Consider the following 17,894-nt stretch of genomic DNA (forward strand, 5'->3'; position numbering starts at 1 on the left):
TTGGAACATTAAAATCACCGCCTAAATAGAATCTACCTATAGGATAACAAAACAAAATGGATAATTGAGGGAAATGAGATAAAAAAAACAGGCTGTCGAGACTTTCTCGACAGCCTGAGTAACCGTGACGGTTACTTTTTCTCTGTATGAATGCAGTTTAAAGTAGGCTATATTATACTAGTGAATGAATTTTCCAATGAATGGCATTCTTCTTAAGTCATGTCGATTAATAAGTCCAAGCAGTAGTAAAATGACAAGATAAATGATTGATGTGACCGAAATAGCTAAGACCGTACCGAATAGATCAGTGGAAGATGAAGAGAAGGAATGATAAAGAAAATGTCCGGCAAATCCAGTTGCTATAATGGATGTTACCCCTTTAAGTAAATCACTTACAACAAGAGAAAAACCAATTGCCTTTACAAGAGTGGCAAAATGGAGAAGGGTTACAAGAAGAATGCCTATTACAATTGCAAGAGCAGCGCCCATAATGCCTAACTCAGGTCGAGAAGCAAGAAAGAAGATCGCAATTAGTTTAACGCCTGCGCCAATAAAACTATTGATCATAGCAGCCTTAGCTAAATCTAATGCTTGTAGGGCGGCTGCAAGCGGACCCTGAAAATAATAGAAGAAGAAGAAAGGAGCCATGACTTGTACATAGATGGCGACGTGAGGGGCGTTGTACATGATATCCATTAATGGAACGGCAAAGATATATGTGACGACTACCGAAAGTCCACCAGCCACCATCGATAGTCGGATTGCTTGGCTTAACCGGTGTTGAATTTGTTTATACTGCTTTTGAGCATGTGCTTCGCTAATAGCGGGTACAAGTGATACCTGCAAAGAGTAGGTGATAAAGGTAGGGAGAAACAACAGTGGTATAGCAAGACCAGTTAAGTGACCGTATTGTTTTGTGGCAAGTGTTGTGGCAACTCCAGCGATGGCAAGGCTTCGTGCCACCATAATCGGTTCAAAAAAATAGGAGAGAGATCCTATCAATTGACTACCAGTTGTCGGTAGCGAAATCTTCATTAAACTGTTGAAAGTCCTTCTCCCGCCTTTTAAATAGTTGAAAAATCCACTTCTTATTTTAATCCGCTTTTTCATTTTAAACATGGAAAACATAAAGAGAAGCGAGGCGAGTTCTCCAAGTACTACGGAAATCATTGCGCCTGCCGCGGCAAATTCGACACCATAAGGTAGAAACGCGCCTGTAAGAACTGCGACGAGACAAATGCGTACAATTTGTTCAATGACTTGAGAATAAGCAGACGGTCTCATGTTCTGTAATCCCTGGAAATACCCTCTAAGCACTGAAGAAAGAGCCACAATTGAGACAACAGGGGCAATAGCGACAAGCGGATAAAATGTGCGCTCATCTGTGAAAACCTCTTTTGACAAAAATGGAGCTGCAAAGATCATCATCGTTGTAAAAATAACGCTAAGCACAGTCGTAATCGAAAGGGATACAATTAAAATTTGTTTGATTTTCTGGCGGTTACCTTCTGCATCAGCTTCAGCTACCATTTTTGAGATCGCAACAGGAAGTCCCATGCGTGTTAGCGTTATCGTTAGTATTAATGTAGGAACGGCCATCATATAAAGACCGACACCTTCTTCACCCATCACACGAACCATCACTATACGGTTAATAAAACCTAAAACTTTCGTAATTAACCCGGCTAAGATGAGAAACAGTGTCCCTCTAAGAAAGGTTTGCTTTGACATATACTCCCTACTTTCTATCCAGAATACACCTGAGAAATTGTAGAAAAGTCTAGATATTTTTTATCACTATGTATATGCTTATTAGGGGACAAAGCATGACAGGCATATAGGAGTGTTTTAATGAAAGAAGAAATTAAACAGTTTGTTGTAGAGAACCTTAGTTTTCTACCTCAGGAAGTGATTGTCGTAGTGATCTCTGCACTTCCAATATTAGAATTGAGGGGCGGAATCCCTCTTGCTCATACTTTTGACTTTTCTTTTCTTAAGGCTTTCTCATTAAGCCTTCTAGGAAATGCGTTACCGATTATCCCTTTGCTTCTTCTGTTTCAGCCATTAAGTAACTGGTTGATGAGATTTAGCTTGTATAAACGGTTTTATGATTGGCTTTATCATCGAACGATTAGCAAAAGTAAGAACGTTGATAAATATGGTGCGATTGGACTTATTTTGTTCACCGCTGTCCCTCTTCCGACGACAGGAGCTTACAGTGCGTGTGTCGCCGCAGCTCTATTTACAATCCGTTTTAAATATGCTTTTCTTTCCATCCTTACAGGGGTCATTATTGCAGGACTTGGTGTAGGAGCAGCAATCTATTCAATTTTTTAAATAGAGCTGTAAGATCTCTGGTATGTAAACGATTCTAAGAAAGGAGACCGAGAGATGAATGAGTGGAAGAAGGAAGTATCACCAGCTCTTGAAAGCAAGCGGGATGAATTTTTATTGTTAGGTTATAATGGCGCAACTATGGACGAAATCTGGGAGTGTCTCCTTGCTCGTTTTGAAAGAAACAATGAGTTGGAAGAGATGAAGTTACACCAGTTGGTAAACGAGATTATGCGTTTATCAGTTAATGAGTATATGAACTGGTTAACAATCCATGCTTATAAAGGTACGAAAACGTTTGAAAGCAAAGCCTGAAAAGACTGAAATTGACAGAAAAATTCATCATTCGATATAATAGCTAGTACTGTGTGAGATGTGATTTACATAAGCAAGAATGTTGGGGGTTTAGAGAGGAGTTTTTTTATGGTGAAAAAAGGCAGGATCGTAGCGTTTTTTCTGATCGTCCTTTTGCTTGGCGGATTGATTGGAACAACCGTCATGGGTGTAACAAAAGACATTAAACTAGGTCTTGACCTGCAAGGTGGGTTTGAAGTCCTTTATGAAGTAGAACCTGCTCAAGAAGGCCAGGAGCTTAGTCAGGATTTATTAAACAGTACAGTAAGTGCCCTGTACAAGCGTATTAACGTACTAGGGGTTTCAGAACCTCGTATTACGATCGAAGGCGAAGATCGCATTCGCGTGCAGCTTGCTGGTGTGAAAGATCAGAATCAGGCTCGTGAACTTCTGTCTACACAGGCGGAGCTAACATTCCGCACAACGGACGATAAGGAGAAGATGAGCGGTGCTGATCTGAAAGAAGGAGCGGCAAAGGTTGTTTTTGATAATAACCAACCCGTCGTTCAAGTAACCCTAAAGGATCCTGAAAAATTCGCAAATATTACGCGAGACCTCAGTCAATTGCCTCAGCCGGATAATCGACTAGTGATCTGGCTTGATTATGAGGAAGGCGATTCTTATAAAGAAGAAGTGACAAAGCCAGCTGATGAACAAAAATTCATCTCCGATCCAGCTGTCAACCAGGTCCTTTCTCAAAATACTGTAGTCATTTCAGGGCCACCTTTCCAACTTGAAGAAGCTGAAAATCTAAAAGAGCTTTTAAACGCAGGTTCTTTACCGGTTCAGCTAGAAGAGATTTATTCAACTTCAGTTGGTGCACAGTTCGGCGAACAGTCTCTTGATAAAACGGTTATTGCAGGATTTATTGGAGTTGGGTTAATTTTCCTATTTATGCTATTCTATTACCGTTTACCAGGGGTAATTGCGGTGATTACGTTAACGACGTATATCTATTTGATTCTTGTTGTCTTTAATTGGATGAACGCAGTATTAACTCTCCCAGGTATTGCTGCCCTTATTCTCGGGGTAGGTATGGCGGTTGATGCGAATATAATTACGTATGAACGAATTAAAGAAGAGATTCGTTCAGGTAAATCGGTCATGTCCGCCTTCAAAGCTGGGGGAAGACGTTCCTTTACAACGATTTTTGATGCGAATATTACAACTTTAATTGCTGCAAGTGTTTTATTTGCTTATGGAACAAGCTCAGTAAAAGGATTTGCAGTAATGTTAATCACGAGTATCGTCGTTAGCTTTTTGACTGCCGTTTGGGGTTCGCGAATTCTTCTCGGCCTATGGGTCAAGAGCAGGGCACTGAATAAAAAGCCCGGACTTTTTGGCGTAAAGGAGAGTGAAATCGATGAGCTCTAAAGTAAGAGATACCAAGTTTGATTTTGTCAAACATCGGAATAAATTTTTTGCGATTTCACTTGCTTTGATCGTTCTTGGTGGGTTAGCAATTGCGATCTTTGGATTGAATCTTGGCATTGATTTTTCAAGTGGTTCTCGTGTAGATCTTCAATCAGAAAGCAAGCTAACAACTGAAGAAGTAAGCAAAGAATTCGAGGAGCTTGGGTTTGACCCTGAGTCCGTCACGCTTGCAGGTGGTGGTGAAATGGCAGTAGCCGCCTTCAAAGATGAGCTTGGAAAAGACGAAATTGCAGAAATTAAAAATCATTTCACAGAACTTTACTCTGTTGAACCAAGTATTAGTACCGTTTCTCCAGATGTAGCGGTAGATTTAGCAAAAAATGCATTTATCGCCCTTGCGATCGCATCTGTAGGGATTATTATCTATGTGGCCCTGCGTTTTGAATGGCTACAAGGTGTAGCGGCGATTGTTGCGCTATTCCATGATGCGTTCTTCATCATTGCGGTCTTTAGCATTCTGCAGATAGAAGTTAACATTACCTTTATTGCGGCAGTACTAACAATTGTTGGTTATTCCATTAACGACACGATTGTGACATTCGATCGCATTCGTGAAAATATGAAGTTCGAGAAGAAAGTGAAGACGTTTGAAGATGTAGCACGTGTCGTGAACAAAAGTCTTGTTCAAACGCTTGCTCGTTCGATCAATACCGTTCTTACGGTTGTCTTTGCGGCAGCGGCCTTAACAATCTTTGGAGGGGAAGCAATTAGACCATTTGCAATCGCGCTATTGATTGGTCTCGTTGCAGGTACTTATTCTTCTCTCTTTATTGCTTCTCAACTATGGGCAGTATGGAAAGGGAAACAATTAAAAAAGAAAAAGTTTACTCCTGCTGAAACTGAAGTATAAAAGGTAGGTCACCTTTAGAAGAAAAGCCATGGCTTAGCCATGGCTTTTGCGTGTCAAAAGCGGGGTGTGAGATTTTCAAATACGGGAAAAGCTATATTGATAATGACTTGGAATTGTAAGAGGTGGAGAAATGAATAAGGAAGAACGGTTTCGGAAAGCAGAAATTGCAGCGATTGTCGGCATTCTAGGAAACATTATTCTAGCTGTGTTAAAAGGGGTTATTGGCTCAATCTCCAACAGTCGAGCCCTTATCGCCGATGCGGCCCACTCGGCTTCAGACGTGGCTGGATCATTTGCTGTTTTTGTAGGATTGCGTGCAGCGAAACTGCCACCAGATAAAGATCATCCTTATGGTCATGGGAAGGCGGAATCGATCGCAGCAATTATCGTAGCGGTTTTATTATTATTGGTCGGAGTAGAAATTGGCATTAGTTCTGGAAAAGCTATTTTCAATCCGATTGAAGCCCCAGGAACGCTTGCGCTATATGGTGCTTTGATTTCAATCATAGTAAAAGAAGTGATGTTTCAATATAAGTATCGATTGGGTAAAAAGATAAAAAGTGATGCACTTATCGTAAATGCATACGAACATCGTTCTGATGTCTATTCTTCAATTGCTGTTTTAATCGGGATTGCGGGGGCTATTTTAGGAAGCAGGCTTAACTTACCATGGCTAATTTATGCGGATCCTATTGCAGGGATATTTGTGTCTGTCTTGATTGCAAAAATGGCTGTTAAACTTGGTTTTGAATCGATTCATACGACGCTTGATCATGTGTTGCATGAGGAGGATACGATTGAGTATAAAGAATTGATTATCAGAATGCCGGGCGTTGTGAACCTTGATGAGTTTTATGCTAGAGAGCATGGGCACTATGTTATTATTGATATGAAGTTAGGCGTGGACCCTGAAATTTCCGTTAAAGAAGGTCACGATATCGGTAAAGCGGTGAAAGAACGCCTTCTTGAAGAGGATGAGGTTCATGACGTATTAGTTCATATCAATCCTTTCGAACCGAAGGAAAAAAAGAGTGAGTAATGGAATAGGTATTGGAGTAGAGGAGGTAGATTAAGTTGAAAGGACAATGGGGATTAGTCGTAGCACTTGTATTTGCCCTGATTATTGCTGTTTTTTCAGTTGTGAATGTTGATCCAGTTCAAGTGAATTACGTATTTGGTACATCTGATTGGCCGCTCGTTCTCGTTATATTAGGATCGGTACTAATGGGAGCCATTCTTGTTCTTGGTTTTGGGATGGTCAAATATTATAAACTGAAGAGAGAGCTTAAAAAGTTACAAAAAGAAAATGAGAAATTAAAATCTGAGCCGATCGCTACTGAAACCAAATCAGTGCATACGCCACTTGACGGTGAAACGATGGATGAAGGCACCGGTACAGATGGAGAATAACGAAATAGCCCTGAGTAAGATCGGGGCTTTTTTTAGTGAAGAGAAATCTTCTTTAAGCAAGATTCCTCTCCTTGAACTATAGTCAAACCTATGTAAACTATATATAATGAACAGGTTAAGAGGTGATTCGATGTTAAGATCTAAAACGCGCTGGAAACTTGCTGAAACAGATGAAACAAACATTGATCGGCTCCAGAGTGAACTAGGAATTTCTCGACTTGCTGCTTCGCTTTTAGTGAATCGAGGTATTAGTGGAGAAGAAGAAGCTAGAAGGTTTTTATATAAAGAGAATTTAGCCTATCATGACCCGTTCCTCATGAGTGGAATGAAGGAAGCGGTGGAAAGAATTCAACAAGCCATCGCGTCGGATGAGCGAATTCTAATATTTGGGGATTATGATGCGGATGGAGTTAGTAGTACAACCGTCCTGGTTTATACGTTACGAGAGCTTGGTGCAACCTTTGATTACTATATTCCAAATCGCTTTACAGAAGGGTATGGACCAAATGAAGCGGCCTTTAGGCAGGCGAAGGAAGATGGTTATCATCTCATTGTAACGGTTGATACTGGTATTTCTGGTGTCCATGAGGCAGAAGTTGCAAAGGAAATCGGTGTTGATCTCATTATTACAGATCATCACGAGCCACCTCCTGTACTTCCTGATGCTTATGCGACGATTAATCCCAAGAAACCTGGATGCACTTACCCCTTTAAAGGACTTGCAGGTGTGGGCGTTGCGTTTAAATTATCACAGGCCTTACTTGGTAGGATTCCAGGACATTTACTTGAGATTGCAGCAATGGGTACTATAGCAGATTTAGTTCCGCTTCAAGATGAGAATCGTCTTCTAGCAAGTGAAGGAATACGAGCACTTCAAAATTCTAATAAACCCGGCATTAAAGCGCTCTTAGATGTATGTGGCTTGAAAGATCAGGAATTAAACGAAGAGCATCTTGGTTTTGGAATAGGACCAAGATTAAATGCTGCAGGACGTTTAGATAGTGCAGATCCTGCTGTTGAACTGCTTACAACAGATGATCCGCTACTAGCAGAGCAACTTGCTTCTGATATTGATGCTCTGAATAAAAACCGTCAAGAGCTTGTAAACACAATGACGAAAGAAGCGATTGAAGAAGTTGAAACAAATTATATAAGTGATGAAAGCAATCGCGTCTTGATTATTGCGAAAGAAGGATGGAATGCAGGGGTAATTGGAATTGTCGCTTCTCGACTTGTTGAGAAATATTACCGTCCAACGATTGTGATGAGTATTGACCGAGAGAAAGGTGTGGCAAAAGGCTCCGCACGTAGTATTGAGGCATTCGATATGTTTGCGAATTTATCTGAATGTAGGGACATTCTTCCGCATTTTGGGGGTCACCCAATGGCAGCTGGGATGACGATTGATTTGGATTACTTGGAGCAACTGCGCACTAGATTGAATAACCTGGCTATAGAGAAGTTAACGGAAGAAGATCTAACTCCGCTTACAAAAGTGGATCTTCATTGTCGCGTAGAAGATGTAACGCTAGAAACGATTGAAGAGATGAATCTTCTTGCTCCCTTTGGTGTGAGCAATCCAAAGCCAGTTGTTATGCTCAAGGACGTTCATTTATCTCAAATTAGAAGAATAGGTAGTCAGGACAATCATCTTAAGGTAGCTCTTGAGGAAAATGGTACAACGCTTGATGGCGTAGGATTCCATTTCGGCTATGCTTTTGAAGAAATTGCATCAAGGGCAGCGGTGAGTGTCATTGGTCAACTCTCTGTCAACGAATGGAATGGGCTTCGAAAGCCACAAATTTTCGTGAAAGATATCGCAGTTAATGAGTGGCAGCTTTTTGATTACAGAGGCATACGTGATTTAAAGAAACGTCTGGAAACTTTGCCGCTAGATAAGTTAGTGATGGTAGCTTTTCAGAGCAATACGATCTCAAAGCTAGGTCTTGAAAAATGGAAGGACTACGTCATTACTGATCCATCAGACAAAGACGTTTCGTTTGATCAAAAGTATGTCATGTTGCTTGATCTACCTGATTTAGAAGAAGACCTTGTGAACCTTTTTCGCTCAGGCGGTATACCAGATCGAACTTATGTGGTATTTGAGCATGAGGAAGATCATTTTTTCTCAACTTTACCATCACGGGAGGATTTCAAATGGTATTATGCTTTCTTAATGAAAAAAGGAAGCTTCCATTTACGAGACGCAGAAAAGCTCGCTAAACATAAAGGGTGGTCAAAAGAAACGGTGCCTTTTATGTCAGAGGTGTTTTTTGAGCTAGATTTTGTTACAATGGATAATGGACTGATTTCTCTAAATCCACAATCTGTCAAAACTGAATTAACTTCTTCTAAAACGTATAGGAGTAAGCTTGAAAAAGCAAAGCTCGAAAACGATTTTTGCTATTCCTCCTATCATGCTTTGAAAAGTTGGTTCGATCAATCAGTTAATTGTTTCAATAGCACTGAGGAGGCCATAAAGTAAATGAATTACAAAGATTATATTGCAGTAGTTGAAGATTATCCAAAAGAGGGGATTCGTTTTAAAGACATCACACCCCTTATGCAAAATGGAGAAGCTTACAGTGCTGTCGTAAATGACATAGCGGACTTCGCTAAAGATAAAGATATCGATGTTATTGTTGGACCAGAAGCACGAGGGTTTATTGTGGGATGTCCTGTAGCTTATATTCTCGGCATTGGTTTTGTACCAGTACGAAAAGAAGGAAAACTTCCGCGTGAAGTAGCAAAAGTTGACTACGGTCTCGAATACGGTAAAGACGTCCTAACGATTCATAAGGACGCTATTAAACCAGGACAAAGAGTATTGATTACGGACGATTTACTTGCTACCGGCGGCACGATCAACGCGACAATTGAACTTGTAGAAATGCTTGGAGGAGTCGTTGTAGGACTTGCTTTCATGATTGAGCTTTCATACCTCGAAGGTCGTAAAAATCTTGATCGTCATGATATCTTTACGTTAATGACATACTAAAGAATGGAGTGTCCGAATTGCCGGACGCTCTTTCTCTTTATGAACCATTATCAAGATATTCTTGTCTTAACTCATTAGGAAAAACGACATTTTTCTCTTAATCTCTTTACATGCTGCCTTTTTTTAACGATAATAGAAGCAATATACCAACAGTAATCAAGGTGATTTGATGACGATAGAAGAAGTGATGGAAAGAGCGGAGCAGTATTTGTCTGAAGACGATCTCTCCTATCTTAATAGAGCATATGAATACGCGCGAAACGCACATGAAGGCCAGTACCGTAAATCGGGTGAACCCTATATTATTCATCCTATTGAGGTTGCTGGCATTCTTGTGAATCTTGAAGTGGACCCCGTCACAGTTGCAGGGGGCTTTCTTCATGATGTCGTCGAAGACACCGACGTAACGCTTGAGCAAATATCTGATGAATTCAGTCCTGAACTCGCTATGCTTGTAGATGGCGTAACAAAACTGAAGAAAATTAAATATAAATCAAAGCGCGAGCAGCAAGCTGAGAATCATCGAAAAATGATGATTGCTATGGCTCAGGATATTAGGTGCATTCTCATTAAACTGGCAGACCGTCTTCATAATATGCGAACGTTGAAGCACATGCCCAAAGAAAAACAAATGCAAAAGGCAAATGAGACGTTAGAAATTTTTGCGCCTCTTGCGCATCGTCTTGGTATTTCCACGATTAAGTGGGAGCTCGAAGATACAGCGCTTCGTTATTTAAATCCACAGCAATATTATCGCATTGTGAATTTAATGCAGAAGAAACGAGCCGAACGTGAAGGATTTGTACATGAAGTAGTGGATGAAATTCAAGAACGTGTCAAAGAAGTATCGATCGATGCTGAAATTTCAGGACGCCCGAAGCACATTTATAGCATTTATCGAAAGATGGCAAAGCAGCATAAGCAATTCAATGAAATTTACGATTTACTGGCTGTCCGCATTGTTGTAAATAGCATTAAGGACTGCTATGCCGTTCTTGGCATTATTCATACTTGCTGGAAGCCAATGCCTGGTCGATTCAAAGATTATATTGCAATGCCAAAAGCGAATATGTATCAGTCGCTTCATACGACGGTGATTGGTCCAAAAGGTGATCCGCTTGAGGTGCAGATTCGAACGTCTGATATGCACAAAGTTGCTGAGTATGGGATTGCCGCGCATTGGGCTTATAAAGAAGGCGATCAAAATCAAGTGAATAGTTCTTTTGAGAAAAAGCTCTCTTGGTTCAGGCAAATTCTTGAATGGCAAAATGACGTTTCAAACGCTGAAGAGTTTATGGAGTCTCTTAAAATTGACTTATTTAGCGATATGGTTTTTGTTTTTACCCCTAAAGGCGATGTGTTTGAATTGCCGACAGGATCAGTTCCACTAGACTTCGCATATCGAATTCATACGGAAATTGGGAATCATTGCATTGGTGCAAAAGTGAATGGCAAAATGGTCCCGCTTGATCATCGATTAAAGACCGGGGATATTGTGGAAGTCCTAACATCGAAACACTCATATGGTCCTAGTAAAGACTGGTTGAAAATTAGTCAAAGTTCTCACGCTAAGAACAAAATTAAGCAGTGGTTTAAGAAAGAAAAGCGTGAAGAAAATGTAGTTAAAGGCCGGGAGCTAGTTGAAAAGGAAATAAAAAATCATGGCTTTGAATTAAAAGCCGTCCTGACTTCAGATAACATTGCGAATGTCTCGAAGAAATTTAATTTTACAAGTGAAGAAGATATGTATGCCGCAGTTGGGTATGGGGGTATTACAGCCGCTCAAATTGCAACAAGATTAACCGATAAAGCGCGTAAAGAACGAACAAAAGAGCAGGAAGAAGAGCTTGCAAAATCCATTATTGAGGGGAAAACGCACTCACCTTCTAAACCGCTAAAACGAGCGGAGTCAGGAGTGCGCGTTAAAGGAATTGATAACCTGTTAATTCGTCTTTCGCGATGCTGTAATCCTGTTCCGGGTGATGATATCGTCGGTTATATTACTAAAGGAAGGGGTGTCTCCATTCACAGGAAAGACTGTCCGAATGTGAATGAAGATAACGCTCAAGAGCGTCTTCTTGAAGTGGAATGGGAAAGCGACTCTCCTAAAAGTTATAATGTTGATATTGAAATCAGTGGTTTTGATCGCCGTGGTCTTTTAAATGAAGTCCTGCAGGCCGTCGCTGAAACCAAAACGGATATGACATCCGTTTCGGGTCGATCGGATAACAATAAAATGGCTACGATTAGCATGACTGTTTCTATTAGGAATACCGCTCACCTTCAGAAAGTCGTTGAGCGTGTGAAGCGAATTCCAGATATCTATGCTGTGCGTAGGATTATGCAGTAAAGTAGAAAGGAAGTTCTTCATGAAAGCCGTTATACAACGTTCTAAGCATGCATCAGTCACCGTGAATGGAGAGACGACAGGTGAGATTGATTCGGGTCTTGTCGTCCTTCTAGGGGTCACTCACGAAGACACAACAGAGGATGCCGCTTATCTTGCTTCAAAGATTGCCAATCTACGCATCTTTGAAGATGACAGTGATCGTATGAATTTATCTGTGAAAGATAAAGGCGGCGCCATTCTTTCGATTTCACAGTTCACTTTGTATGGAGATTGCCGTAAAGGAAGGCGGCCGAACTTTATGAAAGCAGCAAAGCCTTCTGAAGCAGCCGTTTTATATGAGAAGTTCAATGAGCTACTTAGAAAAGAAGATCTCGACGTACAGACTGGAATATTCGGTGAAATGATGGATGTTCAGCTTACGAATGATGGACCTGTTACCCTGGTGATTGAAAGTAAAGAATAGGTAAAAGCCGCGTTCCTTATGAACGCGGCTTTTATATTATTATTTCTTTAGGTTTAAATGCTTTTAGGGAGATTATTGTAAAAATGCAAGAATTCCATTAGAAATTTCGTTCGTAATGTTATTTTGATAAGTCGACTTGTTCACTAATTGCTCTTCCCATGGGTTGGAAAGGAATCCTAGTTCCAGAAGAACGGAAGGCTGTTGATTATTTCGAAGAACATAGTAATTGCCAAAACGTATGCCGCGATCTCGTAGAGAAGTTTCGTCGCCAATCTCAGCATGAATGGAAGAGGCAAGTGGCTTATCCGCTTCCTCATAGTAATAAGTCGTCGTCCCATTTGCCGTTGGATCGACAGTGCTGTCGAAATGAATGCTGACAAAAGCATCTGCTTGGTGTTGTTCAGAAATTATAGTTCGTTGTGCAAGTGAGATAAATGTATCATCATCTCTTGTTAAAATCACTTCTACACCTGCGTTTTTTAATTTCTCAGCAATCGTGTTCGTTGTTTTGAGAGTAAGGATTTTCTCAAGCGTAGTAATTCCTAAAGCTCCACTATCAAAACCGCCGTGTCCAGCATCTAGTACGACTGTTTTTCCAGACTTTAACTTGGGAGAAGTGGTAAGCCTTGAAGCAGTTGAAACGACCCAATCCGCTACGTAAGCTGAACGGCCATCATCAAGGAGTATACGATACCATTCACCTTCTTTTCCATCTATTTGATAGCGCTCTTGGACCGATGCTTGCTTGATGACATCATTGCTTAAGGCAGGTCCGCTTCTAAGGTTTGTTGCGTGGTATAAAATCGTCACAAAGCCTGCCTCTTCCTTCTTATTCGTGTTTTGTAAATAGGTAGTATCCACCCATCCTAATTGTCCGTTTTCATATCGAATAAAACTCCAGTTGTTTTCTGTTTTGATTTCTTCAACGACAGAACCTGAAGGAAGCTGAGATAAAATGCGGTTTTCTGTCCCAGGCATTTCTCGAACATTTAATAGTCGTGTGGTGACTTCTTTTTTTATACTGGAATTGTTTGCATTATCTTGTGTTGTTGAATTTACTAACCATGAAGCTACCCAGCCCGTTTGACCGTTATAATCGATTGAAATCCAATCACCATCGATCTTTAACACGTTCCATTCGCTTTCTTGGGAAATACTCCCGATAATTTTGTGCTCTTTTCCTGGACCAGCTCGTACTTGTAAATCAGCTACGGTGGATCGAATGGTTTGTTCGGTCTGCGAATCAGTCATTAACATTGCGAAACTGGTGGCTACCCAACCTTTTTTTCCGGTAGGAAGTTCTACATATAGCCAATTATCTTGACTATCAATGATCGTTGCTTTGTTACCTTGGTGAACTTGAGCAATGATAGTGGACGAAATAGATGGTTCTGAGCGCACATTAACGGTTTGTTCAAAAAGGGCACGAGTAGCCGCTGAAGTTGTATGAGGAATAAAAAGGGCTATTAATAATAGGCTCAGAATAAAAATCAATCTTTTCAATGGAAATCTCCTTTCAATAAATCTTAGCTTAGATAATTTCTTTATCGGATGAAAAGATTCCTTCGTTTAGTTGTAAAACCTTTACTTTTTGGTGAAACTAAGAAAATACTACACGAAGAGGGTGAGCTTTCATGCGATCGACAAATAAAGAAATGATGAGCTACAACATGTCGCAACCGGAATTTGGCGTCGACTTTCATGATTTTCTACAAAAAGAGCAGTGTTTGTCAAATATGGAACTCGCGGAAGAATTTGGACTGTCTCTAAAAAGTGTAAAGATCATGAAACAAAAAATGAAACGTTAACACGAGGAATCCCCTTGACAAAAAAAAGACTGACTCGTATGATAGAAAACAATTCAGTAAATCGATACGAAGCTCCGTTGAGGAAGAAAAGTAAAAAAATACCGGGTTGAGCAGAGAGGAAATGCCGTTAGGCTGAGAGCATTTCTCGATACCGCTTTTTTGAAAGACACTTCCAAGGATCGCCTCCGAACAGTTAACTCAGTAGGGGGCGACGTAGACAGGCGTTAACTGTTTCAAGCGGAAGGATATATCCTTCCATTAGGGTGGCACCGCGGGTAACTCTCGTCCCTGAATTTCGATTCAGGGATGGGAGTTTTTTTGTATCCAAAAAAGGTACCACTCGTTCAGTTTCGCAGTGGAAAGCTTCTTACTGGTGATTAAAGGAGGATAAAGAATGAGTTTTCAAATTCCTAGGGGTACTCAGGATATTGTTCCTGGTACATCAGAGTTATGGCAATACATTGAAAATAAGGCTAGAGATATTTGCCGTAGATACAATTATCATGAACTTCGCACACCAATCTTTGAACATACCGAGTTATTTCAACGCGGAGTAGGTGATACAACAGATATCGTCCAAAAAGAAATGTACACATTTGAAGATCGAGGAAATCGTAGTTTAACACTTCGTCCTGAGGGCACTGCTTCAGCCGTTCGGGCTTATGTTAATAATAAAATGTACGGTTTACCTGAGCAGCCGGTTAAACTGTATTACATTGGTCCGATGTTTCGATATGAACGTCCGCAATCAGGTAGAATGAGACAATTTGTTCAGTTTGGCATTGAGGCGCTTGGTAGTAACGATCCTTCCATTGATGCTGAAGTTATTGCCCTTGCAATGGGACTATATCAGGAGTTAGGGTTAAAAAAGCTTAAGCTTTACTTAAATAGTCTTGGTGATAAAGAAAGTCGTGAAGCTCATCGTAAATCATTAGTGGATCACTTTGAACCGAGAATCGGAGAGTTTTGTAGCGATTGTCAAAGTCGTCTTGAAAAAAATCCCCTTCGTATTCTTGATTGTAAAAAGGACCGTGACCATGAATTGATGGCAACTGCGCCTTCAATCATTGATTACTTAAACGAAGACTCAGCAACTTATTTTGCAAATGTAAAAGAAGCGCTCGATCAAATGGGAATTGATTACGTTCTCGATGATCGTCTTGTTCGCGGGTTAGATTATTACAACCACACTGCATTTGAGATTATGAGTGATGCGGAAGGATTTGGTGCCATAACCACGCTTAGCGGTGGTGGTCGCTACAATGGGCTAGTTGAGGAGATGGGTGGCCCATCAACTCCAGGGATTGGCTTTGCCATGAGCATCGAGCGCTTATTAATGGCGTTAGAAGCAGAAGGCGTAGAATTACCGATTGAAAAGACAATTGATTGTTACGTTGTCACAATGGGAGAGGAAGCGCAAAAAGTTTCGAACGGCCTTGTTCAAAAACTTAGAAAAGCCGGACTTTCAACGGAACGTGATTATCTTGATAAGAAGATGAAAGGTCAGTTTAAAGCGGCTAACCGCCTTCATTCAAAATATGTCGCTATTCTAGGCGATGAAGAAATTCAAAAAAATGAAATTAATATAAAAAATATGAACACTGGCGAACAAGAGGCGATTAGCCTTGCAGAAGTTGATACCTATCTTTGTATGAAATTAAAGGAGGAAGTTTAAGAATGATCGGAAGAAGTCACTCATGTGGAAAGATTCGTGAAAACGAAATCGGAGAAATAGTAGAATTAAAAGGATGGGTTCAAAAACGTCGTGATCTTGGTGGGTTAATTTTCATTGATTTTAGAGACCGTTCTGGGATTGTTCAGGTTGTTTTCAATCCGGATTTATCCAAAGAAGCGCTAGAACTTGCAGAGAATGTCAGAAATGAATATGTGCTAGGCATTACAGGGAAAGTAGTAGCACGTGCAGAAGGGACGGTTAATCCCAATTTACCAACTGGTTCGATTGAAGTACATGCTGAATCACTTGAAATTCTCAATGCGGCTAAAAACCCTCCCATTAGCATTGCAAACGATGTAGAGGTTGGAGAAGACATTCGCTTAAAGTATCGCTATCTAGACCTTCGACGTCCGGTTATGCAAGAAACATTTAAGCTTCGTCATCGGACAACGAAAGTAATACGTGATTTTCTAGATCAGAATGAATTTCTTGAGATTGAAACCCCTATGCTAACAAAAAGTACGCCTGAAGGTGCTCGTGACTACTTAGTACCTAGCCGAGTGCACGATGGAGAATTTTATGCACTTCCACAATCTCCTCAGCTGTTTAAACAGCTGTTAATGGTTTCTGGATTTGAACGTTATTACCAGGTTGTTCGCTGTTTCCGTGATGAAGACCTTAGAGCGGACCGACAACCGGAATTTACTCAGGTTGATATTGAAACTTCATTCCTTCCAAAAGAGGATTTAATTTCCATGATGGAAGAAATGATGAGTGCTGTATTGAAAGAAACGAAAGGCATCGAAATGAAGACACCTTTCCAGCGTATGACTCATGCTGAAGCAATGAATCGCTATGGATCAGATAAGCCAGACACACGCTTTGAAATGGAATTTGTAGATGTATCTGAACTCGTGAAGGATTCTGATTTCAAAGTATTCTCTGGAGCAGTTGCTTCTGGTGGAGCAGTAAAAGGTATCAATGCAAAAGGCGCTGCTAGTGAATATTCACGCAAAGATATTGACGCTTTAACAGAGTATGTGAAAACATATAAAGCAAAAGGACTTGCATGGTTGAAAGTAGAGGAAGATGGTTTGAAAGGACCTATTTCTAAATTCTTTGATGAATCACAAGCTACTCAACTAAAAGAAGCATTTGACGCTGAAGCGGGAGACCTCCTACTCTTCGTAGCTGACAGTAAATCTGTTGTTGCTGATAGTCTTGGTTCTCTTCGTACAAAGCTTGGTAAAGACCTGGGCCTTATTGATTATTCGAAGTTTAACTTCCTTTGGATTATGGACTTCCCGCTTATGAGTTATGATGAGGAAGCAGATCGATATTTTGCAGAGCATCATCCATTTACAATGCCGTTGAAAGAAGATCTTCACCTCCTTGAAGAAGAGCCTGGCAAAGTACGTGCAGATGCATATGACCTTGTACTCAATGGTTATGAGCTTGGCGGTGGTTCTCAGCGTATTTTCCAACGCGATATTCAGGAAAAAATGTTTAAAGCATTAGGCTTTACAAAAGAAGAGGCAGAAGCAGAGTTCGGTTTCCTTCTTGAAGCATTCGAATACGGAACGCCTCCACATGGCGGAATTGCTTTTGGACTTGATCGTCTCGTTATGTTGCTTGCTGGAAGAACGAATCTTCGCGATACAATTGCTTTCCCTAAAACAGCTAGCGCCAGCTGCTTGTTAACGGAAGCGCCGTCTCCTGTTAGTGAAGATCAGTTGAAAGAACTACATCTTGAACTAGCTAAGAAGCCAGTTGCCGCTGAGAAAGAATAAAAATAATAAAAAGGACCTAATCCTCGAAGATTGAAATCGATTAGAAGGTCTGCTATAATTCAATTACAAGTTAACGAAGAGTCCTGAAGTGTTCGTTTACTTCCATAATAATTTGAGCCAACACTTTTACAACGGGAGCCTGATTCTTTCCGTTCAAAGTACATGCCTCGGTAGCTGAGGACGTACGGAGAGTGGAATAGGGCACCCACCTGCCAATGCAGGTTCAACAATTATGGAAAGGACGGCACAGTTGGGGCTCTTCTATTTTTATGACAATTAATAAAGCATCCGCTCAAGTCTTGAGCGGATGCTTTTTCTTTAGGTAAATTTTAGATTCAAGTGCAGCCCCCTGTCTCAGGATCTTCCGCTTTTCGGAGATCCAGCTGCAGCGCCCAGACACTCGGTCACTTCACCTTTTCATCCGAACA

At 40.7% G+C, this 17,894-nt stretch carries 13 protein-coding genes, 1 other RNA gene, 1 pseudogene and 1 other annotated feature; of the genes and pseudogenes, 13 read left to right on the top strand and 2 right to left on the bottom strand.

Translation table 11 applies throughout. The features are described from left to right. Positions 1-177 precede the first annotated feature (177 nt). Complete coding sequence (gene spoVB, locus LCL91_RS16010; RefSeq protein ID WP_224883805.1) at positions 178-1,731, bottom strand: stage V sporulation protein B; 1,554 nt, start codon at positions 1,729-1,731, stop codon at positions 178-180. 120 nt (positions 1,732-1,851) lie between these two features. Here spoVB and LCL91_RS16015 point away from each other — a divergent pair, with 120 nt between their 5' ends. From LCL91_RS16015 to dtd, 9 genes and pseudogenes are all read left to right on the top strand, one after another. Beyond that, the gene (locus LCL91_RS16015; protein ID WP_159783427.1) at positions 1,852-2,337 is read left to right on the top strand and encodes a COG2426 family protein; all 486 of its coding nucleotides are present in this window, start codon (positions 1,852-1,854) and stop codon (positions 2,335-2,337) included. A 54-nt stretch (positions 2,338-2,391) separates the two neighbouring features. Next, complete coding sequence (locus LCL91_RS16020) at positions 2,392-2,649, top strand: post-transcriptional regulator (protein ID WP_098444377.1); 258 nt, start codon at positions 2,392-2,394, stop codon at positions 2,647-2,649. Positions 2,650-2,757: 108 nt separating this feature from the next. Then, positions 2,758-4,972 (top strand): annotated as a pseudogene (gene secDF / locus LCL91_RS22270) (protein translocase subunit SecDF). Between the two features lie 130 nt (positions 4,973-5,102). Next, on the top strand, positions 5,103-6,011 hold the full coding sequence (locus LCL91_RS16035; RefSeq protein WP_224883809.1) for a cation diffusion facilitator family transporter: 909 nt from the start codon (positions 5,103-5,105) through the stop codon (positions 6,009-6,011). 35 nt (positions 6,012-6,046) lie between these two features. Continuing rightward, entirely contained in the window at positions 6,047-6,382 is a 336-nt protein-coding gene (locus LCL91_RS16040) for a LapA family protein (protein ID WP_224883811.1), read from the top strand. 130 nt (positions 6,383-6,512) lie between these two features. Beyond that, positions 6,513-8,867 (top strand): single-stranded-DNA-specific exonuclease RecJ, encoded by a 2,355-nt coding sequence (gene recJ / locus LCL91_RS16045; RefSeq protein WP_224883813.1) that lies wholly within the window; start codon positions 6,513-6,515, stop codon positions 8,865-8,867. Continuing rightward, positions 8,868-9,380 (top strand): adenine phosphoribosyltransferase, encoded by a 513-nt coding sequence (locus LCL91_RS16050; RefSeq protein ID WP_098444373.1) that lies wholly within the window; start codon positions 8,868-8,870, stop codon positions 9,378-9,380. A 187-nt stretch (positions 9,381-9,567) separates the two neighbouring features. Next, positions 9,568-11,730 (top strand): RelA/SpoT family protein, encoded by a 2,163-nt coding sequence (locus LCL91_RS16055; RefSeq protein ID WP_420541535.1) that lies wholly within the window; start codon positions 9,568-9,570, stop codon positions 11,728-11,730. Between the two features lie 19 nt (positions 11,731-11,749). After that, a complete protein-coding gene (gene dtd, locus LCL91_RS16060) occupies positions 11,750-12,193 on the top strand; it encodes a D-aminoacyl-tRNA deacylase (RefSeq protein WP_224883817.1) in 444 nt (147 codons plus the stop codon). Positions 12,194-12,265: 72 nt separating this feature from the next. Here dtd and LCL91_RS16065 read toward each other — a convergent pair whose 3' ends face one another. Next, positions 12,266-13,696 (bottom strand): N-acetylmuramoyl-L-alanine amidase, encoded by a 1,431-nt coding sequence (locus LCL91_RS16065; protein WP_224883819.1) that lies wholly within the window; start codon positions 13,694-13,696, stop codon positions 12,266-12,268. 131 nt (positions 13,697-13,827) lie between these two features. Here LCL91_RS16065 and LCL91_RS16070 point away from each other — a divergent pair, with 131 nt between their 5' ends. From LCL91_RS16070 to ssrS, 4 genes are all read left to right on the top strand, one after another. Continuing rightward, the gene (locus LCL91_RS16070; protein WP_098444369.1) at positions 13,828-14,001 is read left to right on the top strand and encodes an RNA polymerase subunit sigma-70; all 174 of its coding nucleotides are present in this window, start codon (positions 13,828-13,830) and stop codon (positions 13,999-14,001) included. A gap of 68 nt (positions 14,002-14,069) precedes the next feature. Beyond that, positions 14,070-14,294, top strand: a binding site (T-box leader). A gap of 101 nt (positions 14,295-14,395) precedes the next feature. Next, complete coding sequence (hisS, locus tag LCL91_RS16075) at positions 14,396-15,676, top strand: histidine--tRNA ligase (RefSeq protein ID WP_224883821.1); 1,281 nt, start codon at positions 14,396-14,398, stop codon at positions 15,674-15,676. 2 nt (positions 15,677-15,678) lie between these two features. Further along, positions 15,679-17,466, top strand: coding sequence for an aspartate--tRNA ligase (aspS, locus tag LCL91_RS16080; RefSeq protein WP_224883823.1), 1,788 nt, complete (start codon positions 15,679-15,681; stop codon positions 17,464-17,466). Between the two features lie 77 nt (positions 17,467-17,543). Beyond that, a non-coding RNA gene (ssrS, locus tag LCL91_RS16085) (6S RNA) lies at positions 17,544-17,727 on the top strand. The last annotated feature ends 167 nt before the right edge of the window (positions 17,728-17,894 follow it).

The organism is Guptibacillus hwajinpoensis, assembly GCF_020171785.1.
GTDB lineage: Bacteria > Bacillota > Bacilli > Bacillales > Guptibacillaceae > Guptibacillus > Guptibacillus sedimenti.